Genomic DNA, 16,101 nt, shown 5'->3' with positions numbered 1-16,101 from the left:
GTGCTGTACGGCGCCGGCGCCGAGGAGATGCGGGCCGTCGCCGCCCCCGACCGGCGGGCCACCGCCGTGGAGCGCCTCGTCGAGCACTGCGGCCGGCGCCGCATGCTGATCGTCCTCGACAACTGCGAGCACGTCGTCGACGCCGCCGCCCGCCTCGCCGAGGAACTGCTCGCCCGCTGCCCGGGCCTGACCGTCCTCGCCACCAGCCGCGAACCCCTCGGCGTACCGGGGGAGTCGCTGCGTCCGGTGGAGCCACTGCCCGAGCCGGCCGCGCTGCGGCTGCTCGCCGACCGGGGTGCCGCCGCCCGCCCCGGCTTCCGCACCGACGTGGACGAGGAGACCGCGGCCGCCTGCGCCGAGATCTGCCGCCGCCTCGACGGGCTGCCGCTGGCCATCGAACTGGCCGCCGCCCGGCTCCGCATGCTCACCCCGCGTCAGATCGCCGACCGCCTCGACGACCGCTTCCGCCTGCTCACCTCTGGCAGCCGCACCGTCCTGCCCCGCCAGCAGACCCTGCGCGCGGTCGTCGACTGGTCCTGGGACCTGCTGGACGCGGAGGAACGGGACGTGCTGGGGCGACTGTCCGTCTTCGCTGGCGGCTGCGACCTCACCGCCGCCGAGGCCGTGTGCGGACCCGCCGCCCTGGACGCCCTCGGCTCCCTCGTCGACAAGTCCCTGGTCGTCGCCGCACCGTCCGGCGGCGACGGCATGCGCTACCGGCTCCTGGAGACCGTCGCCGAATACGCCGCCGAACGCCTCGACGAGACCGGCGGCCGGCCCGCCGCCGAGCGCGCGCACCTGACGTACTACCGCGAACTCGCCCGGACCTCGGACCCCTTGCTGCGCGGACCGCGACAGCTCACCGCCATCGAACGGCTGGAGCGCGAGTACGAGAACCTGCGCACCGCCCTGCGCCACGCCATCGCCGAGCGCGACGAACAGGAGGCGCTCAGCCTGTCCCTCTCGCTGGTCTGGTACTGGCAGATGCGCGACCTGCGAGTGGAGGCCCGGAACTGGTTCAGCGAGATCATGGCCCTCGGCCCGGATCCGTTCGCCGAGCCGGTGCGCCCCGCCGAGCCCGTGTGGGAGCGGTGCACGGCCGCCCCGCCCCCGATGACCGGCGAAGTGCTCGCCGAGGCCCGGCGCGGTGCCCACCTCGCGCACCTCGCCTGCATGGACACCGAGCTGGAGGCCTGGCAGCAACCGGCGGCCAGGCGGAAACTGCGCGCCATCGCCGCGACGTACGAACCAGGCATGCCCCAGGTCTGTTCCTCTCCCGGCCTGCTGTGGTTCTTCGCCGTGATGCTCTCCGGTGACGTGGAGCGACTGCGCGAGATCATGGACGCCGCCGTGCGCACCTGCCGTGCGACACCCGGGTTCGAGTGGTCGCTGGCCGGCTGTCTCCAGATGCGCGCCAACTTCCGCGCCAACCGCACCGAGTGGGCGGGCGACGCGGCCGGCGACGCCGACGAGGCTCTGGAGATCTACCGTCGCCTCGGCGACGCCTGGGGCACCGCCGAGGCGCTCGCCGCCCGCGCCGAGGCCCGTGAGCGCAAGGGCGAGTACCAACTCGCCGCCGCCGACTACCGGCTTGCCGCGGTGCACGCCGAACGGCTCGGTGCGCACGCCCAGGTGGACGTCCTGGAGGCCCGCCTCGGCAGCGTGCTGCTGGAGGCGGGCGACGGCGAGGAGGGCGAGCGCATCCTGACCGCCGTGATCGACCGGACCGAGGGGACCGGGCACAACGGCGCCATGCCGGCCGCCCGGCTCTTCCTCGCCGGCTGGCTCGGCATGACCGGCCGGACCGCCGAGGCGCGTATGCAGCTGCGGCTGCTGCGCGAGGACTTCACCATCTCCCACTTCATCGTCTTCGACGCCTTCATCCTCGCCGCGGAGGCCTGGATCGCCACGCTGGAGGACCGTCACGAGGAGTGCCTGGACAAGGTCCGCGAGTCACTGGTGCGGGCCGAGGACCCGCTGTCCGCGGCCATCGCCCCGCACATGCGCTCCGGGTACCTGACCATCGCCGCGATGGCGCTGGCCCGCGTGGACGGCGGGCGCCGGGCCGCGGACGCCGCCCGCTGCGTCGGCGCCGCCGTCGCGATGCTGCCGCCGGAGCACGTCTCGATGGGCCTGGAGCGGGACGCGCGCGCCCGGGCCACCGAGCGGGTCCGCGAGGTACTCGGCGGCGAGGCGTACGAGGCCGCCTACGCCGAGGGCGCCGGTCTCTCCGTGGAGGAGGCCGTCGCCCTCGTCTGACCCCGTCCGACCGCCGGCCGACCGCCGGCCGGCGGTCAGGTCTTGGTCCGGAACTTGTGGATGGCGACCGGCGCCATCACCGCCGTGATCGCCACCGACCAGCCGAGCGTGATCCACAGGTCGTGCGCGACCGGGCCGCCCACCATCAGCCCGCGCGCCGCGTCGGCGAGCGTGGACAGCGGGTTGTAGTCGGTGAAGGCCTGCAGCCAGCCCGGCATCGACTGCGTCGGCGCGAAGATCGAGGAACCGAACTGCAGCGGGAACAGCACCATGAATCCCATCGCCTGCACGGACTGCGCGTTCTTCAGGATCACGCCCAGCGTGAGGAAGACCCACATGATCGAGGAGGCGAACACCGCGGACAGGCCCACCGCCGCGAACAGACCGGGCCAGCTCCGGATGTCGAAGCCGACCAGGACGGCCACGACCATCAGCACGGCGGTCGCGAACAGCATCCGCAGCATCTCCACCGCGATCTTCGCGAAGAGCACCGAGCCGCGCCCGATCGGCAACGACCGGAAGCGGTCCATGACACCGGAGTTGAAGTCCTGGCTGAACCCGGTGCCGACGCCCTGGGACAGCGTCATGCTCATCATCGCGATCATGCCGGGAATCACGTACTGCACATAGCCGTCCTGCCCGCCGCCCAGGGCCTGGCCGATCGACCCGCCGAAGACGTACACGAAGAGCAGGGTGAAGACGACCGGCATCAGCAGGGCGTCGAACATCGACTCCGGGTCCTGCCGGATCCACAGCAGGTTGCGGCGGACCAGGGCGCCGGTGTGCCGCAGATGCCCGCGCGGGGTGATCCGGGCGTCGGGACTGACAGTGGTGGCGCTCATACGGCGACCTCCTCGCGGGCGTCGGCGGGCGCGGGGTCCTGCGGGGCACTGGCGCGGTGGCCGGTGAGGGACAGGAAGACCTCGTCCAGGCTGGGCAGTTCGGTGGTGATGGAGGCGATCGTGACGCCGCGGGCGGTGACCGCGCCGACCACGGCGGTCAGCTGCTCGTCGCTGAGGATCGGTACCAGGACGGCACCGCGCTGCGCGTCCACCGTGGAGTTGGCGAGCCCGGTGATGCCCAGCTCGTCCAGGAAGGCGGCGAGCGGACGCAGCTGGAGCGGGTCGGCCGGGCGTACGCGCAGGGTGCGCCCGCCGACCTTGGCCTTCAGCTCCTCGATGCCGCCGTTCGCGATGACCTTGCCGCGGTCGACGACGGTCAGCTCGGAGGCGAGCTGCTCGGCCTCCTCCATGTACTGGGTGGTGAGCAGTACGGTGACGCCGTCGCCGACCATGCGCTTGACCTCGTCCCACACCTCGTTGCGGGTGCGCGGATCCAGGCCGGTGGTGGGCTCGTCGAGGTAGAGGACCGCCGGGTGCCCGATCATGGAGGCCGCCAGGTCCAGCCGCCGCCGCATGCCGCCCGAGTACGTGGCCGCGGGCCGCTTGCCGGCCTCGGTGAGGGAGAACCGCTCCAGCAGTTCGTCGGCCCGTGCGCGGGCGTCCCTGCGGGGCAGGTCGAGCAGCCGGCCGATCATGTAGAGGTTCTCCCAGCCGGGGAGCTTCTCGTCCACGGACGCGTACTGCCCGGTCAGCCCTATCACCCGCCGCAGCTGCCGCGGCTGCCGTACGACGTCGTAGCCGGCGACGTGCGCCTGGCCGGCGTCGGGCGTGATGAGGGTGGACAGGATGCGGACGAGAGTGGTCTTGCCGGCCCCGTTCGGCCCGAGCACACCCATCACGGTGCCCTCGCGCACGTCCAGGTCGACGCCGTCCAGCGCCTTGGTCTCGCCGTAGTGCTTGACCAGCCCCCGCACGGTGACCGCGCTGCCCGCGGCCGGAGGGTTCTTGTCGAATCGCTTCATGCCGACGACGTTGTCAGCCCCCGCCGACAAACCGCCGACATCCCACCGACAGCCGCCCGGCACCGCCGACAGCCCGCCGACGGGACGGATCGGAGGGCGGCGGGGCGCCGAACGGCGGAAAGCACCGGCCCCGCCGACGGGGGAAGATCGGCGGGGCCGGTGTCGTACCGCGGTGGCTCAGTGGACGGAGTGCTCCTCCTGCGGGAACGTTCCGCCGACGACGTCCTCGGCGAAGGCCTTCGCCGCGCCGCCGATGACCTGACGCAGGTCGGCGTACTGCTTGACGAACTTCGGCATCCGGCCGCCGGTCAGCCCGAGCATGTCGGTCCACACCAGCACCTGCGCGTCCGTCTCCGGACCCGCGCCGATACCGACCGTCGGGATGTGCAGTGTCCGCGTCACCTCGGCGGCCAGTTCGGCCGGCACCAGCTCCAGGACGACCGCGAAGGCGCCCGCGTCCTGCACCGCCTTGGCGTCGCGCAGCAGCTGCTGGGCCGCCTCCTCGCCCCGGCCCTGCACGCGGTAGCCCATGGCGTTGACGGACTGCGGGGTGAGGCCGATGTGCGCCATCACGGGGATGCCGGACTCGACGAGCAGCCGGATCTGCTCGTGCGACCGCTCACCGCCCTCCAGCTTGACCGCCCCGACCCCCGCCTCCTTCACCAGCCGGGTGGCCGAGCGCAGCGCCTGCACCGGACCCTCCTGGTAGGAACCGAAGGGCAGGTCGCCGACGATCAGGGCGCGGCTGGTGCCGCGCACGACCGCGGCCGAGAGCATCGTCATCTCGTCCAGCGTGACGGGCACGGTCGTTTCGTAGCCGAGGTGGCAGTTGCCCGCGGAGTCGCCGACGAGCATGACCGGGATGCCGGCCTCGTCGAAGACGGACGCGGTCATCGCGTCGTAGGCGGTGAGCATGGGCCACTTCTCGCCGCGCTCCTTGGCGGCGGCGATGTCCCGGACGGTGATTCGACGGTTGCTCTTGCCCCCGTACAGCGCCTTGCTCCCGTCGGAGGGCTTGCGCTGAGGCGTCGGGGCAGCCGAAAGCTGCGTCATGGCAACGGCTCCTTCATGTCATCTCGAGGCACCCTGACGGTGTCCCCGGATCCCTTCCATGGTGGCACCTGTCGCGCCCCGACGGCTAGGGGACCTTCGACACGAGCGTGTCCCGAGGAGAGGAGGAGGGGGCGAATGTGATCGTTGTGTCACAGAGCGGCCCGTGTCGACGGTGTTCGGAACTCCGGACGCCGACTCGTACGTCCTCGTGCCAGTACGGCCGTCACGGGACGGCGGGTTCGGAACCGATCATCCCCTAGGGTGCTGAGTCACAGGGGGCGACGGTGTTGCACGGCAGGTTGTGAGGCGACGGTATGGCGCAGCAGGCGTACATGACGGAGACGGACGGCGGCGGCTCGGGACCCGAGCGCCGGGAGCCCCGGATTCGGCGCCTGTTCGAGCGGGCGGTCACCGGCTGGCGCGGCGACCCGCGGATCTGGCGCCGGGGTCTGGTCACCGCCGCGGTGGCCGTCGTCCTGGCCGTCGTCATGGCGGGTCACTCGCGCATCCCGAACGCCATCGGCAACCTCGGCAGCCTCACGGAGACCTTCCTGCCGTGGTTCGGCCTGCTGGTCCCGGTGCTCCTGGTGATCGCCCTCGCCCGCAAGTCGGCGACGGCGCTGATCGCGCTCCTGCTGCCGATTTCCGTGTGGTTCAACCTCTTCGGCGGCCTGCTCTTCGACAAGACCGGCACCGGCGGCGACCTCACGGTGGCCACGCACAACGTCAACGCCGACAACGCCGACCCGGCCGGCACCGCCCGCGCCGTGGCCGCCGCCGGCGCGGACGTGATGGCCCTGGAGGAACTCAAGGCGTCCGCCGTACCGACGTACGAGAAGGCGCTCGCGGCGAAGTATCCCCATCACGCGGTCGTCGGCACCGTCGGGCTGTGGAGCAAGTACCCGCTCAGCGGCGTCAAGGCGGTCGACATCCAGCTGGGCTGGAAGCGGGCGATGCGCGCCACCGTCGCCACCCCGTCCGGGCCGGTCGCGGTGTACGTCGCCCACCTGCCCTCCGTACGGGTGAAGCTGGAGGCCGGTTTCACCGCCCGGCAGCGGGACAAGAGCGCCGAGGCCCTCGGCGAGGCCATCGCCGACGAGAAGCTGCCCCGCAAGATCCTGCTCGGCGACCTCAACGGCACCATGAACGACCGCGCCCTCACCGCGATCACCTCCCAGATGCGCTCCCCGCAGGGCGCCGTGGGCGACGGCTTCGGCTTCAGCTGGCCGGCGTCCTTCCCGATGGCCCGCATCGACCAGATCCTGGTGAGCGGCGTGGAACCGACGACCAGCTGGACCCTCCCGGCGACCGGCAGCGACCACCTCCCGATCGCCGCGCGTGTGAGGGTCGACACAACGGCGTCCTGAAAGTCCCTGGTCAGCGCCGTATGGGCGACTGCCGGAAACCCACGCGGCACCTCACGGAATACTCGGCCTGAGAGGCTTTGTTCCGTACGGGAACATAGCGAAGAAGTCCCGTACGCACCTCCGCTCTCGAAAGGCGAGACACTTCATGCCCCTGGCCCTGCTCGCCCTTGCCGTGGGCGCCTTCGGCATCGGTACGACCGAGTTCGTGATGATGGGCCTGCTGCCCGAAGTCGCGTACGACCTGCACATCTCGATCCCCGCCGCGGGCCACCTGGTCTCGGCCTACGCGCTCGGCGTCGTCATCGGCGCACCGCTGCTCGCCGCGGCGACCGCGCGGATGTCCCGCCGCACGGTCCTCATCGCCCTGATGGCGTTGTTCGTGCTCGGAAACGCCCTGTCGGCGTTCGCCCCCGGTGAGGTCTCCCTCCTCGCCGCCCGCTTCGTCAGCGGCCTGCCGCACGGCGCCTTCTTCGGCGTCGGCGCGGTGGTCGCCACCGGCATGGTCGCGCCGGAACGCAGGGCCCGCTCCGTCTCCCTGATGTTCCTGGGCCTGACCGTCGCCAACATCGTCGGTGTCCCCGCGGCCACCGCCATGGGCCAGCACCTCGGCTGGCGGGCGACCTTCCTCGGCGTGAGCGCCATCGGCGTCGCGGCGATAGCGGCGCTCGTCGCCCTGATACCCCGCGACCACGCCCCCGCCCCCACCACCGGCCTGCGCGGCGAACTGGCCGCTCTGCGCTCCGTCCCCGTCTGGCTGGCCCTCGGCACGACCGTCGCGGGTTTCGGCGCGCTCTTCTCCGCGTACAGCTACATCACCCCGATGCTCACGGACGCCGCCGGATTCGCCGAGGCCGGCGTGACGCTGCTGCTGGCCCTCTTCGGCGTCGGCGCCACCGCGGGCAACCTGCTGGGCGGCCGCCTGGCCGACCACTCCCTGCGGGGCACCCTCTTCGGCGGCCTCGCCTCGCTGGTCGTGGTCCTCGCCCTCTTCCCGCTCCTGATGCGCACGGAGGTCAGCGCGGCCGCAGCGGTGGCCCTGCTCGGCATGGCCGCCTTCGTCACCGGCTCCCCGCTCCAGCTGATGGTCATGGAGAAGGCCGCCGCGGCCCCCTCCCTGGCCTCCTCGGCCAACCAGGCCGCCTTCAACCTCGCCAACGCCGGCGGCGCCTGGATCGGCGGCCTCGCCCTCGCGGCGGGCTTCGGCGCCACGTCCCCGGCGACGGCGGGCGCGGGGCTGGCGGTCCTCGGCCTGGGCGTCGCGGGCGCGGCCTACGCCGTGGACCGGCGCCGGATCGCAGCCGCTCCGGCGGGCGGGCGCGAGCGCGTGGTCGCGACGCACGTGCCCGAGGGGGCGGAGGCGGTACGGCGGTGACGGCCCGGACAGCGCTGCCGGCCCGTCACTCGTTGGCGTGCGCGGAGGCCCGTTCCCGCCCATGGGCGTAGTGCGGCCCCCTACCGTGTGGCCCCTCGCGATACGACGCGTACGGCGGAGGGATGGATGTCGGTGGACGGTGGGGCGGAGGAGCCGGGCTGGGAGGTCGACCCGGACGACGAGTGGGGCGTGGCCGTCCTCACCACAGTGGGGCGGCAACTGAAGCTGCGCCGCGAGGCGGTGGGGATGCGGGCGGGCGACTTCGGAGTGGCCGTCGGATACGGGGAGGACCTCGTCTACAAGGTCGAGGGCGGGAAGCGGATTCCGCGGCGGGAGTATCTGGAGCGGGCGGACCAGGTGTTGCGGGCGGGTGGTCTCGTCGCCGCGGCCTGGGAGGACGTGAAGAAGGTCCGGTACCCCAAGCAGGTGCGGGATCTGGCGAAGATGGAGTCCCGGGCGGTCGAATCGCTCTCGTACGGCAGCTACAGCCTGCACGGGCTTCTCCAGACCGAGGAGTACGCGCGCGCACTGCTCGGCAGGCGACGGCCGGCCCTCACCGAGGACGAGGTGGAGAACGCCGTCGCCGCGCGTATGGGCCGTAAGTCGATGTTCGAACGGGCCCCGGCCCCGGAACTCAGCTTTGTCCAGGAGGAGGCGACCCTCAGACGTCCTGTCGGAGGCATGATGGTTCTGCGTCGGCAACTCGAACACCTGCTGGAAGTCGGGCGATTGCGGCACGTGGAGATCCAGGTGATGCCGACGTCTCGCGGTGACCATCCGGGAGGTGGGCGGATGCAGGTGCTCAAGTTCGAGGACGGCACGGCGGTCGGTCGGGCCGACGACGAGTTCGGCGGCCGGCCCGTCACCGATCCCCGGCAGCTGCGCATCCTCGAACTGCGCTATGGCAGTATCCGGGCCGAGGCACTGTCCGCCCGGGAGTCAGTGGCCTTCATCGAACAACTGCTGGGGGAGACATGAGCCGTAAGGACACATCCGGACACCTCGCCGACCTGGCGTGGTTCAAGAGCAGCTACAGCGACACCAGCAACCCGAGCGACTGCGTCGAGGTCGCGATAACCCCCGCCACCATCCACGTCCGCGACTCCAAGCGCCCCGACGGCCCCCGCCTGGCCATGGCCCCGGCCATGTGGGCCGCGTTCGTGGCGGGCACCGGCACGTGAGAAGCCCCGGACGCGGTGGTCCGGGGCCTCACACGCGCGTCAGCCGTGCGGCTCAGACCATGGTCGTGTGCGCGTGGCCCTGCGCCGTGGCGCCGCCGAGCGACGCGGAGCCGCCGAGACCGGCACCGAGGGCGAACGGGCCGGCCTCCGCGTAGAGACCGGCGCCGACCGCGCCACCGGCCGTTATGACGGCCGCGCCGGCGTCGATGCCGATGTTGCCGCCGGACACCTGGTCCAGGTCCGCGTCGGAGATTTCAGCCGTTTCGACCTGGGGGACGAGGTTCATGGCAGGTCTTTCCTTTCGTGCGAACGAAATGGGAGCGGTGAGGCACGCCCGCCCGGAACGCGAAGTGGGGGGAATCCGGAACCGACCGCCGGCGCGCCGCGCACTGATCCAAGCACGCTGCTCAACGGCCGACTATCGGCACGCTGTCGAGGGGCCGTTCCCGGCGTCTCCGCATCCATCAGTGTGCCCATGCGGTCAGGGAAAGGGCCCCCGTCTTCACGCTACCCACCGGTAAGGAGAGCCCTCCGGAGCCGCGGCGCGCACAGCCGGCCCCATCCGCCTCCGCCACGCCCGTTCTGTGCGACCGAACGATGAACGGTGTGCAGGTCCGAGGGATTTTCGGGGGCGGCCCCGGGCCGGCGGCCGGTTCAGGGGAGTAACACGCCGGGGGCTCGGCCGGGTGACGGACCGAGGACACCGGAGGAATGGAGCAACGAGCATGGTCAGCGCGCGGCAGGCTGGGGAGGAGGCCCGCAGGAGGCGTGCGAGGCATCCCGCCCTGCCGGCGGTCGGTATCGGCTGCTACGTGGTCGTGGTGATCGCGGCGATGTCCCTCCTCGTGGACGGAGCCGGGCCTTTCGCTGAGATCGCTCTGTGGATCCTGCACGGGCTGCTGCTCGTCGCGCTGATCCGAAGGCTCGGGGCGCGGGAGTCGAGCACGTATGCGGCTCTGTTCGTCGTGATCACGTCCGTGATGTCGGTGTACGTGTTCGACCTGGCGCGCGACGACCTCACGCTTCAGCATCGTGGTGAGGGAGTCACTGCCACGGTCGTGAAGGAGAGGATCGACCCGGCGCAGGGGCGCCGGGCCCGCCACTCCCATTACGAGCTGCGGAGGGAAGACGGCTCCCGCGTGCCTGGGCCCGAGATGATGACGACGTCCGATCTCTACGACGTCGGTCAAGTGCTGACCGTGATCGAGGATCCCGAGGGCGCGCTTCGACCCCGGACGCCGGGACAGGCGGATGCCACTGGTGAGCTGTTCGGCGCGGGGGCGCCGGCCTTCGCCGCGCTGGGCGCCGTCGGGTGGATGACGTGGCGCGGATCGGATGCCGCGAGGCGACGCGACGAGAGGATGCGGCCGGGTGGCATGAGCAGGGTGTACAAGCGCGCTACCGGCAACGCCAGCACGCGGGAGGAGCAGGAGGAGAGGCTGCGCGAGGTCCTGCGTACCCAGCCTGCCGACCGGCGCGGCTACATCAAGGTGCAGCCCGAGGAGTACCCGGACGTCCCGCAGCAGCGGGCCGCACGGATCGCCTGGGAGACGGGCCTGCGCGCGGAGGCACTGGGCAACCGGGGCTCGTGGCGGTTCGGGGAAAAGGTGATCGAGGAAGTCCCGCACGACTGAGCCGTCAGCAGGTGAGTCGGTGGGGTCGAAGGGTCGGCGCGCCCCTTCGACCCCGCCCCCGGCGGAGCGTCACAGCACCGGCAACGACTTCCGCAGCTCGAAGGCCGTGACCTGGGAGCGGTACTCCTCCCACTCCTGCCGCTTGTTGCGGAGGAAGAAGTCGAAGACGTGCTCGCCGAGGGTCTCGGCGACCAGGTCGCTGCGTTCCATCAGGGCGAGGGCCTCGCCGAGGTTCTGGGGGAGGGGCTCGATGCCCAGTGCGCGGCGTTCCGAGTCGGACAGGGCCCAGACGTCGTCCTCGGCGCCCGGCGGGAGTTCGTAGCCCTCCTCGATGCCCTTGAGGCCGGCGGCGAGGAGGACGGCGTAGGTCAGGTACGGGTTGGCGCCGGAGTCGATGGAGCGGACCTCGACGCGGGCCGAGCCGGTCTTGCCGGGCTTGTACATGGGGACGCGGACCAGGGCCGAGCGGTTGTTGTGGCCCCAGCAGATGTAGGAGGGGGCCTCGCCGCCGGCGCCCGCCGTGCGCTCGGAGCCGCCCCAGATGCGCTTGTAGCTGTTCACCCACTGGTTGGTGACCGCCGAGATCTCCGCCGCGTGCCGCAGCAGGCCCGCGATGAAGGAGCGGCCGACCTTGGAGAGCTGGTACTCGGCGCCGGACTCGTAGAAGGCGTTGCGGTCGCCTTCGAAGAGGGACAGGTGCGAGTGCATGCCCGAGCCCGGGTACTCCGAGAACGGCTTCGGCATGAAGGTGGCCTGGAGGCCCTGCTCCAGTGCGACCTGCTTCATGACCAGGCGGAAGGTCATGATGTTGTCGGCAGTGGAGAGCGCGTCGGCGTAGCGGAGGTCGATCTCCTGCTGGCCGGGGGCGCCCTCGTGGTGGGAGAACTCCACCGAGATGCCCATCGACTCCAGCATGGTGATCGCCTGGCGGCGGAAGTCCATGCCGATGTTCTGCGGGGTGTGGTCGAAGTAGCCGGAGTTGTCGGCGGGGGTGGGGACCGTGCCGTCGACGGGCTTGTCCTTCAGCAGGAAGAACTCGATCTCCGGGTGGGTGTAGAACGTGAAACCCAGGTCGGAGGTGCGGGCCAGGGCGCGCTTGAGGACGTAGCGCGGGTCGGCGAAGGACGGGGAACCGTCCGGCATGAGGATGTCGCAGAACATGCGGGCCGTGCCGGGGGCCTCCGCGCGCCAGGGCAGGACCTGGAAGGTGGAGGGGTCCGGCTTGGCGATCATGTCGGACTCGTAGACCCGGGCGAAGCCCTCGATCGCGGAGCCGTCGAAGCCGATGCCCTCGTCGAAGGCCTGCTCCAGTTCGGCCGGGGCCACGGCGACGGACTTGAGGAAGCCCAGTACGTCCGTGAACCACAGGCGTACGAACCGGATGTCGCGCTCCTCCAGCGTCCGGATCACGAACTCCTGCTGCTTGTCCATCTTCCGCTTCCCCATCCTTGCTGGTCAGGCCGCCTGTCTCCGGTACGGGGGGAGGCGGTCGGGCACCTGAGCATCACACCACAGCACGGTTTCGTACGCGTTGCGGGCCTCGATCGGACCACCGGCTCTCCCCGCAGCGTAGAGGCCACCTGTTCGATCGGGCCATTCCTGGGCTCCCGCCGCGACGGATCCTGTGATCTCCCTACGATTCAGCCCTCCTCCGCCATTACGATCAGCGGACTCCACCGCCTCCCTTTTCCCAGAAGGGCACTCCCCATGGGTTCCGCCAAGAAGAGCAGCAACACGGCGCGACAGACACGCATAGCCGAGATGCGGCGCGCCGAGGAGGCCCGCGACCGCCGGAACCGGATCCTCACCATCGCGGTCAGCGCCGTGGTCGTCGCCGGTCTCGTCGTCGGCGGGGTCGTCCTCGTCCGGTCGCAGTCCGGTGACTCCGACGACGCCGCGGCGTCGGACGGCAAGACCTCCGGCAAGTTCGCCGCCGGGGCGGACGGGGTGCGGACCTGGAAGGGCGACCTGTCCCGCAACCACGTCGCCAAGAAGGTGTCCTACCCGGCCGAGCCCCCGGTCGGCGGCGACCACAACCAGGTCTGGATGAACTGCAACGGCGACGTCTACACCAAGCCGCTGGAGAACGAGAACGCCGTGCACTCGCTGGAGCACGGCGCCGTCTGGGTGACGTACACCGACAAGGCGCCCGAGGCCGAGGTGGAGAAGCTGGCGGCGAAGGTGAAGAAGACGCCGTACTCGCTGATGAGCCCGAACGACAAGCAGAAGGACCCGATCATGCTCACCGCCTGGGGCCACCAGCGCACGGTGACGGGCGCCGACGACCCGAACGTGGACAAGTTCTTCGAGAAGTTCGTGCAGGGCGAGCAGACCCCGGAGCCGGGTGCCGCCTGCACGAACGGCCTGTCGCAGTGACACCGAAACGGGCCGGCTGGATCGCGGGGGCCGCCGCCGCGGCCCTCGTCGCGGCCGGCGGCATCACCTACGCCGTCGCCGGGGACGACGGCGCGGGCCGGGTCCCGACGGCCGACTCCGCGGACGCCGGCTTCGCGCGGGACATGTCGGTGCACCACCAGCAGGCCGTGGAGATGTCGTACATCGTGCGCGACCGCACGAAGGACGAGGAGGTGCGGCGCCTCGCGTACGACATCGCGCAGACCCAGGCCAACCAGCGAGGCATGATGATCGGCTGGCTCGACCTGTGGGGGCTGCCGAAGGTGTCGTCCGACCCGCCGATGAGCTGGATGGGCATGGGCGGCATGCCGTCGGCGGGGGAGGGCTCCCTGATGCCGGGGATGGCCACCGACGCCGAGATGGAGAAACTGGCCACGCTCGACGGGAAACGGGCGGAGGTCTACTACCTCCAGCTCATGACCGAGCATCACAAGGGCGGCGTCCACATGGCCCAGGGGTGCGCCGACACGTGCGCGGTCGGGGTGGAGAAGCGGCTGGCGCAGGGGATGGTGGAGTCGCAGGAGTCGGAGATCCGGCTGATGGCGGACCTGCTGGCGGAGCGGGGCGCGAAGCCGCGGACATGAGGCGGGTACCGGCACGCCACCCCATCGCGTCGTTCTGACGATTACACTGTGCGCGTGCCTCAACTACGACTCGCCCTGAACCAGATCGACTCGTGTGTCGGCGACATCGCCTCGAACGCGGAGTCGGTCGTCCGCTGGACCCGGCACTCGGCCGAGCGGGGAGCGCACCTGGTGGCGTTCCCGGAGATGGTCCTGACCGGGTACCCCGTCGAGGACCTGGCGCTCAGACCGTCCTTCGTGGAGGCGTCCCGCGCGGCCCTGCGCTCGCTGGCGGCGCGTCTGGCGCGGGAGGGCTTCGGCACCCTGCCGGTGGTCGTCGGCTACCTCGACCGCTCCGCGACCGCCCAGCCGAAGTACGGCCAGCCGGCCGGCGCCCCGCAGAACGCGGCGGCCGTGCTGTACGGCGGCGAGGTGGTGCTGAGCTTCGCCAAGCACCACCTGCCCAACTACGGCGTCTTCGACGAGTTCCGGTACTTCGTGCCCGGCGACACCATGCCGGTGGTGCGGGTGCGCGGCGTCGACGTGGCGCTGGCCATCTGCGAGGACCTGTGGCAGGACGGCGGCCGGGTGCCGGCCGCTCGCTCGGCGCGGGCCGGGCTGCTGCTCTCCGTCAACGCCTCGCCGTACGAGCGAGACAAGGACGACACCCGGCTGGAACTGGTGCGCGGGCGCGCCCGGGAGGCCGGCTGCACGACCGCCTACCTCGCGATGACCGGCGGGCAGGACGAGCTGGTCTTCGACGGCGACTCGATCGTGGTCGACCGGGACGGGAAGGTCGTGGCGCGGGCGCCGCAGTTCTCCGAGGACTGCGTGGTCGTCGACCTGGACCTGCCGGCCGCCGAGGCGGACGCGCCGACCGGCGTGGTGGACGACGGCCTGCGCGTCGACCGGGTCGTGCTGTCCGAGGAGCCGGTGCCGGCCTACCCGCCGGAGCTGTCCGGCGGGCACGCGGAGCGGCTCGACGACGACGAGGAGGTCTACTCGGCGCTGGTCGCCGGACTGCGGGCGTACGTCGCGAAGAACGGCTTCCGCTCGGTGCTGATCGGACTGTCCGGAGGCATCGACTCCGCGCTGGTCGCGGCGATCGCCTGCGACGCGGTCGGCGCGGAGAACGTGTACGGCGTCTCGATGCCGTCCAAGTACTCCTCCGGGCACTCCCGGGACGACGCGGCGGAGCTGGCGCGGCGCACCGGACTGAACTACCGCACCGTGGCGATCGAGCCGATGTTCGACGCGTACATGGGGGCGCTGGACCTGACCGGACTGGCGGAGGAGAACCTCCAGTCGCGGGTGCGCGGGACGCTGCTGATGGCCATCTCCAACCAGGAGGGCCACCTCGTGCTCGCGCCCGGCAACAAGTCGGAGCTGGCGGTGGGGTACTCCACGCTGTACGGCGACTCGGTCGGCGCGTACGGACCCATCAAGGACGTGTACAAGACGTCCGTCTTCCGCCTCGCCGAGTGGCGCAACCGGTCGGCCGGGGAACGTGGCCGGACCCCGCCGATCCCCGAGAACTCGATCACCAAGCCGCCGAGCGCGGAGCTGCGCCCGGGCCAGGTCGACACGGACTCGCTGCCGGACTACCCGGTGCTGGACGCGATCCTCGAGCTGTACGTCGACCGGGACCGGGGCGCGGACGAGATCGTGGCCGCCGGGTACGACCGGGAGCTGGTGACGAGGACACTGCGCATGGTCGACACCGCGGAGTACAAGCGGCGCCAGTACCCGCCGGGCACCAAGATCTCGCCGAAGGGCTTCGGCAAGGACCGCCGGCTCCCGATCACCAACCGGTGGCGGGAGGCCGACTGATCCGAACGGCCGTCCCTCCTAGCCCTGCCGCTTCTGGTCCGCCAGCAGCTGGTGCAGCGGCTCCGTCGCCCGGCGGCGGTACTCCTGGACCGCCCAGCCGTTGCCGTCCGGGTCCTTGAAGTACATGAACGTGGCGCCGTCGTCCGGCGCGTACTGCACCGGCTCGGAGACCTCGAGGCCGCGCCCCACCAGCTCCGCGTGGGCCGCCTTGATGTCGGTGACGCACAGCTGGAGTCCCTGGTACGAGCCGGGGGCCGGCGTGGTCTGGCCCTGGGCCATGTCCCAGATGGCCTCGCCGAGGGCGATGGAGCAGCCCGAGCCGGGCGGCGTCAGCTGGACGATGCGCATGCCCGGCATGACCTCCTGGTCGATGTCGACGTGGAAGCCGACCTTGTCCCGGTAGAAGTCCCGGGACCGGTCGATGTCGGTCACGGGCAGCGGGATCACTTCGAGCGTGAAGTCCATGGCATGGCTCCTTCGACGTCCTTGTCGAGCACGGTGTCGTGATGCGTGATGCGTGATGCGTGATGTCGTGATGCCGGTTCTGTCGGTATCCGTATCGT

14 protein-coding genes and 1 pseudogene are annotated in these 16,101 nt (G+C 71.3%); 9 read left to right on the top strand and 6 right to left on the bottom strand.

Annotated features, from left to right (window positions below; all coding sequences use genetic code 11):
- A pseudogene (locus tag EBH09_RS10145) lies at positions 1-2,259 on the top strand (AfsR/SARP family transcriptional regulator); the annotation flags it as partial.
- A 35-nt stretch (positions 2,260-2,294) separates the two neighbouring features.
- Here the strand turns inward: EBH09_RS10145 and EBH09_RS10140 are convergent.
- The 3 genes from EBH09_RS10140 to panB all read right to left on the bottom strand — a co-directional run bounded on the left by EBH09_RS10140 (position 2,295) and on the right by panB (position 5,176).
- Entirely contained in the window at positions 2,295-3,101 is an 807-nt protein-coding gene (locus EBH09_RS10140) for an ABC transporter permease (protein ID WP_121746683.1), read from the bottom strand.
- Positions 3,098-4,123 carry an ATP-binding cassette domain-containing protein gene (locus tag EBH09_RS10135; RefSeq protein WP_121746682.1) on the bottom strand — a complete coding sequence of 342 codons (1,026 nt, stop codon included), beginning with the start codon at positions 4,121-4,123 and terminating at the stop codon, positions 3,098-3,100. Before EBH09_RS10135 ends, EBH09_RS10140 begins: the two co-directional genes overlap by 4 nt.
- A 177-nt stretch (positions 4,124-4,300) precedes the next feature.
- Positions 4,301-5,176 carry a 3-methyl-2-oxobutanoate hydroxymethyltransferase gene (gene panB, locus EBH09_RS10130; RefSeq protein WP_121746681.1) on the bottom strand — a complete coding sequence of 292 codons (876 nt, stop codon included), beginning with the start codon at positions 5,174-5,176 and terminating at the stop codon, positions 4,301-4,303.
- 314 nt (positions 5,177-5,490) lie between these two features.
- Between panB and EBH09_RS10125 the strand changes: the two genes are divergently transcribed.
- From EBH09_RS10125 to EBH09_RS10110, 4 genes are all read left to right on the top strand, one after another.
- Positions 5,491-6,543 carry an endonuclease/exonuclease/phosphatase family protein gene (locus tag EBH09_RS10125; protein WP_121746680.1) on the top strand — a complete coding sequence of 351 codons (1,053 nt, stop codon included), beginning with the start codon at positions 5,491-5,493 and terminating at the stop codon, positions 6,541-6,543.
- A 145-nt stretch (positions 6,544-6,688) separates the two neighbouring features.
- Positions 6,689-7,915 (top strand): MFS transporter, encoded by a 1,227-nt coding sequence (locus EBH09_RS10120; RefSeq protein ID WP_121746679.1) that lies wholly within the window; start codon positions 6,689-6,691, stop codon positions 7,913-7,915.
- 126 nt (positions 7,916-8,041) lie between these two features.
- Positions 8,042-8,893, top strand: a complete 852-nt coding sequence (locus EBH09_RS10115) for a helix-turn-helix transcriptional regulator (protein WP_121746678.1) — start codon at positions 8,042-8,044, stop codon at positions 8,891-8,893.
- Positions 8,890-9,096 carry a DUF397 domain-containing protein gene (locus EBH09_RS10110; RefSeq protein WP_121746677.1) on the top strand — a complete coding sequence of 69 codons (207 nt, stop codon included), beginning with the start codon at positions 8,890-8,892 and terminating at the stop codon, positions 9,094-9,096. Before EBH09_RS10115 ends, EBH09_RS10110 begins: the two co-directional genes overlap by 4 nt.
- Before the next feature lie 52 nt (positions 9,097-9,148).
- On the opposite strand, the gene EBH09_RS10105 is transcribed toward EBH09_RS10110, so the two are convergent.
- Positions 9,149-9,382, bottom strand: a complete 234-nt coding sequence (locus tag EBH09_RS10105) for a hypothetical protein (RefSeq protein WP_121746676.1) — start codon at positions 9,380-9,382, stop codon at positions 9,149-9,151.
- Positions 9,383-9,914: 532 nt separating this feature from the next.
- Between EBH09_RS10105 and EBH09_RS10100 the strand changes: the two genes are divergently transcribed.
- Entirely contained in the window at positions 9,915-10,730 is an 816-nt protein-coding gene (locus EBH09_RS10100; RefSeq protein WP_153182625.1) for a hypothetical protein, read from the top strand.
- Between the two features lie 69 nt (positions 10,731-10,799).
- On the opposite strand, the gene glnA is transcribed toward EBH09_RS10100, so the two are convergent.
- Complete coding sequence (gene glnA, locus EBH09_RS10095) at positions 10,800-12,161, bottom strand: type I glutamate--ammonia ligase (protein ID WP_055416613.1); 1,362 nt, start codon at positions 12,159-12,161, stop codon at positions 10,800-10,802.
- Between the two features lie 276 nt (positions 12,162-12,437).
- On the opposite strand from glnA, the gene EBH09_RS10085 reads away from it, so the two are divergent.
- From EBH09_RS10085 to EBH09_RS10075, 3 genes are read left to right on the top strand one after another with little or no spacing between them, the layout of a single operon-like run.
- Positions 12,438-13,106, top strand: a complete 669-nt coding sequence (locus EBH09_RS10085; RefSeq protein WP_121746673.1) for a DUF3105 domain-containing protein — start codon at positions 12,438-12,440, stop codon at positions 13,104-13,106.
- Complete coding sequence (locus EBH09_RS10080; protein ID WP_121746672.1) at positions 13,103-13,729, top strand: DUF305 domain-containing protein; 627 nt, start codon at positions 13,103-13,105, stop codon at positions 13,727-13,729. Before EBH09_RS10085 ends, EBH09_RS10080 begins: the two co-directional genes overlap by 4 nt.
- A 54-nt stretch (positions 13,730-13,783) precedes the next feature.
- On the top strand, positions 13,784-15,538 hold the full coding sequence (locus tag EBH09_RS10075) for an NAD+ synthase (protein ID WP_121747326.1): 1,755 nt from the start codon (positions 13,784-13,786) through the stop codon (positions 15,536-15,538).
- Between the two features lie 18 nt (positions 15,539-15,556).
- Here the strand turns inward: EBH09_RS10075 and EBH09_RS10070 are convergent, their stop codons facing one another.
- A complete protein-coding gene (locus EBH09_RS10070; RefSeq protein WP_121746671.1) occupies positions 15,557-16,003 on the bottom strand; it encodes a VOC family protein in 447 nt (148 codons plus the stop codon).
- Positions 16,004-16,101 lie beyond the last annotated feature (98 nt).

The sequence above is a fragment of the Streptomyces sp. E2N166 genome (assembly GCF_003671715.1).
Classification (GTDB): Bacteria; Actinomycetota; Actinomycetes; order Streptomycetales; family Streptomycetaceae; genus Streptomyces; species Streptomyces thinghirensis.
The sequence above is the reverse complement of the archived record's forward strand: the minus strand, read 5'-3'. Positions and strand labels throughout refer to the sequence as shown.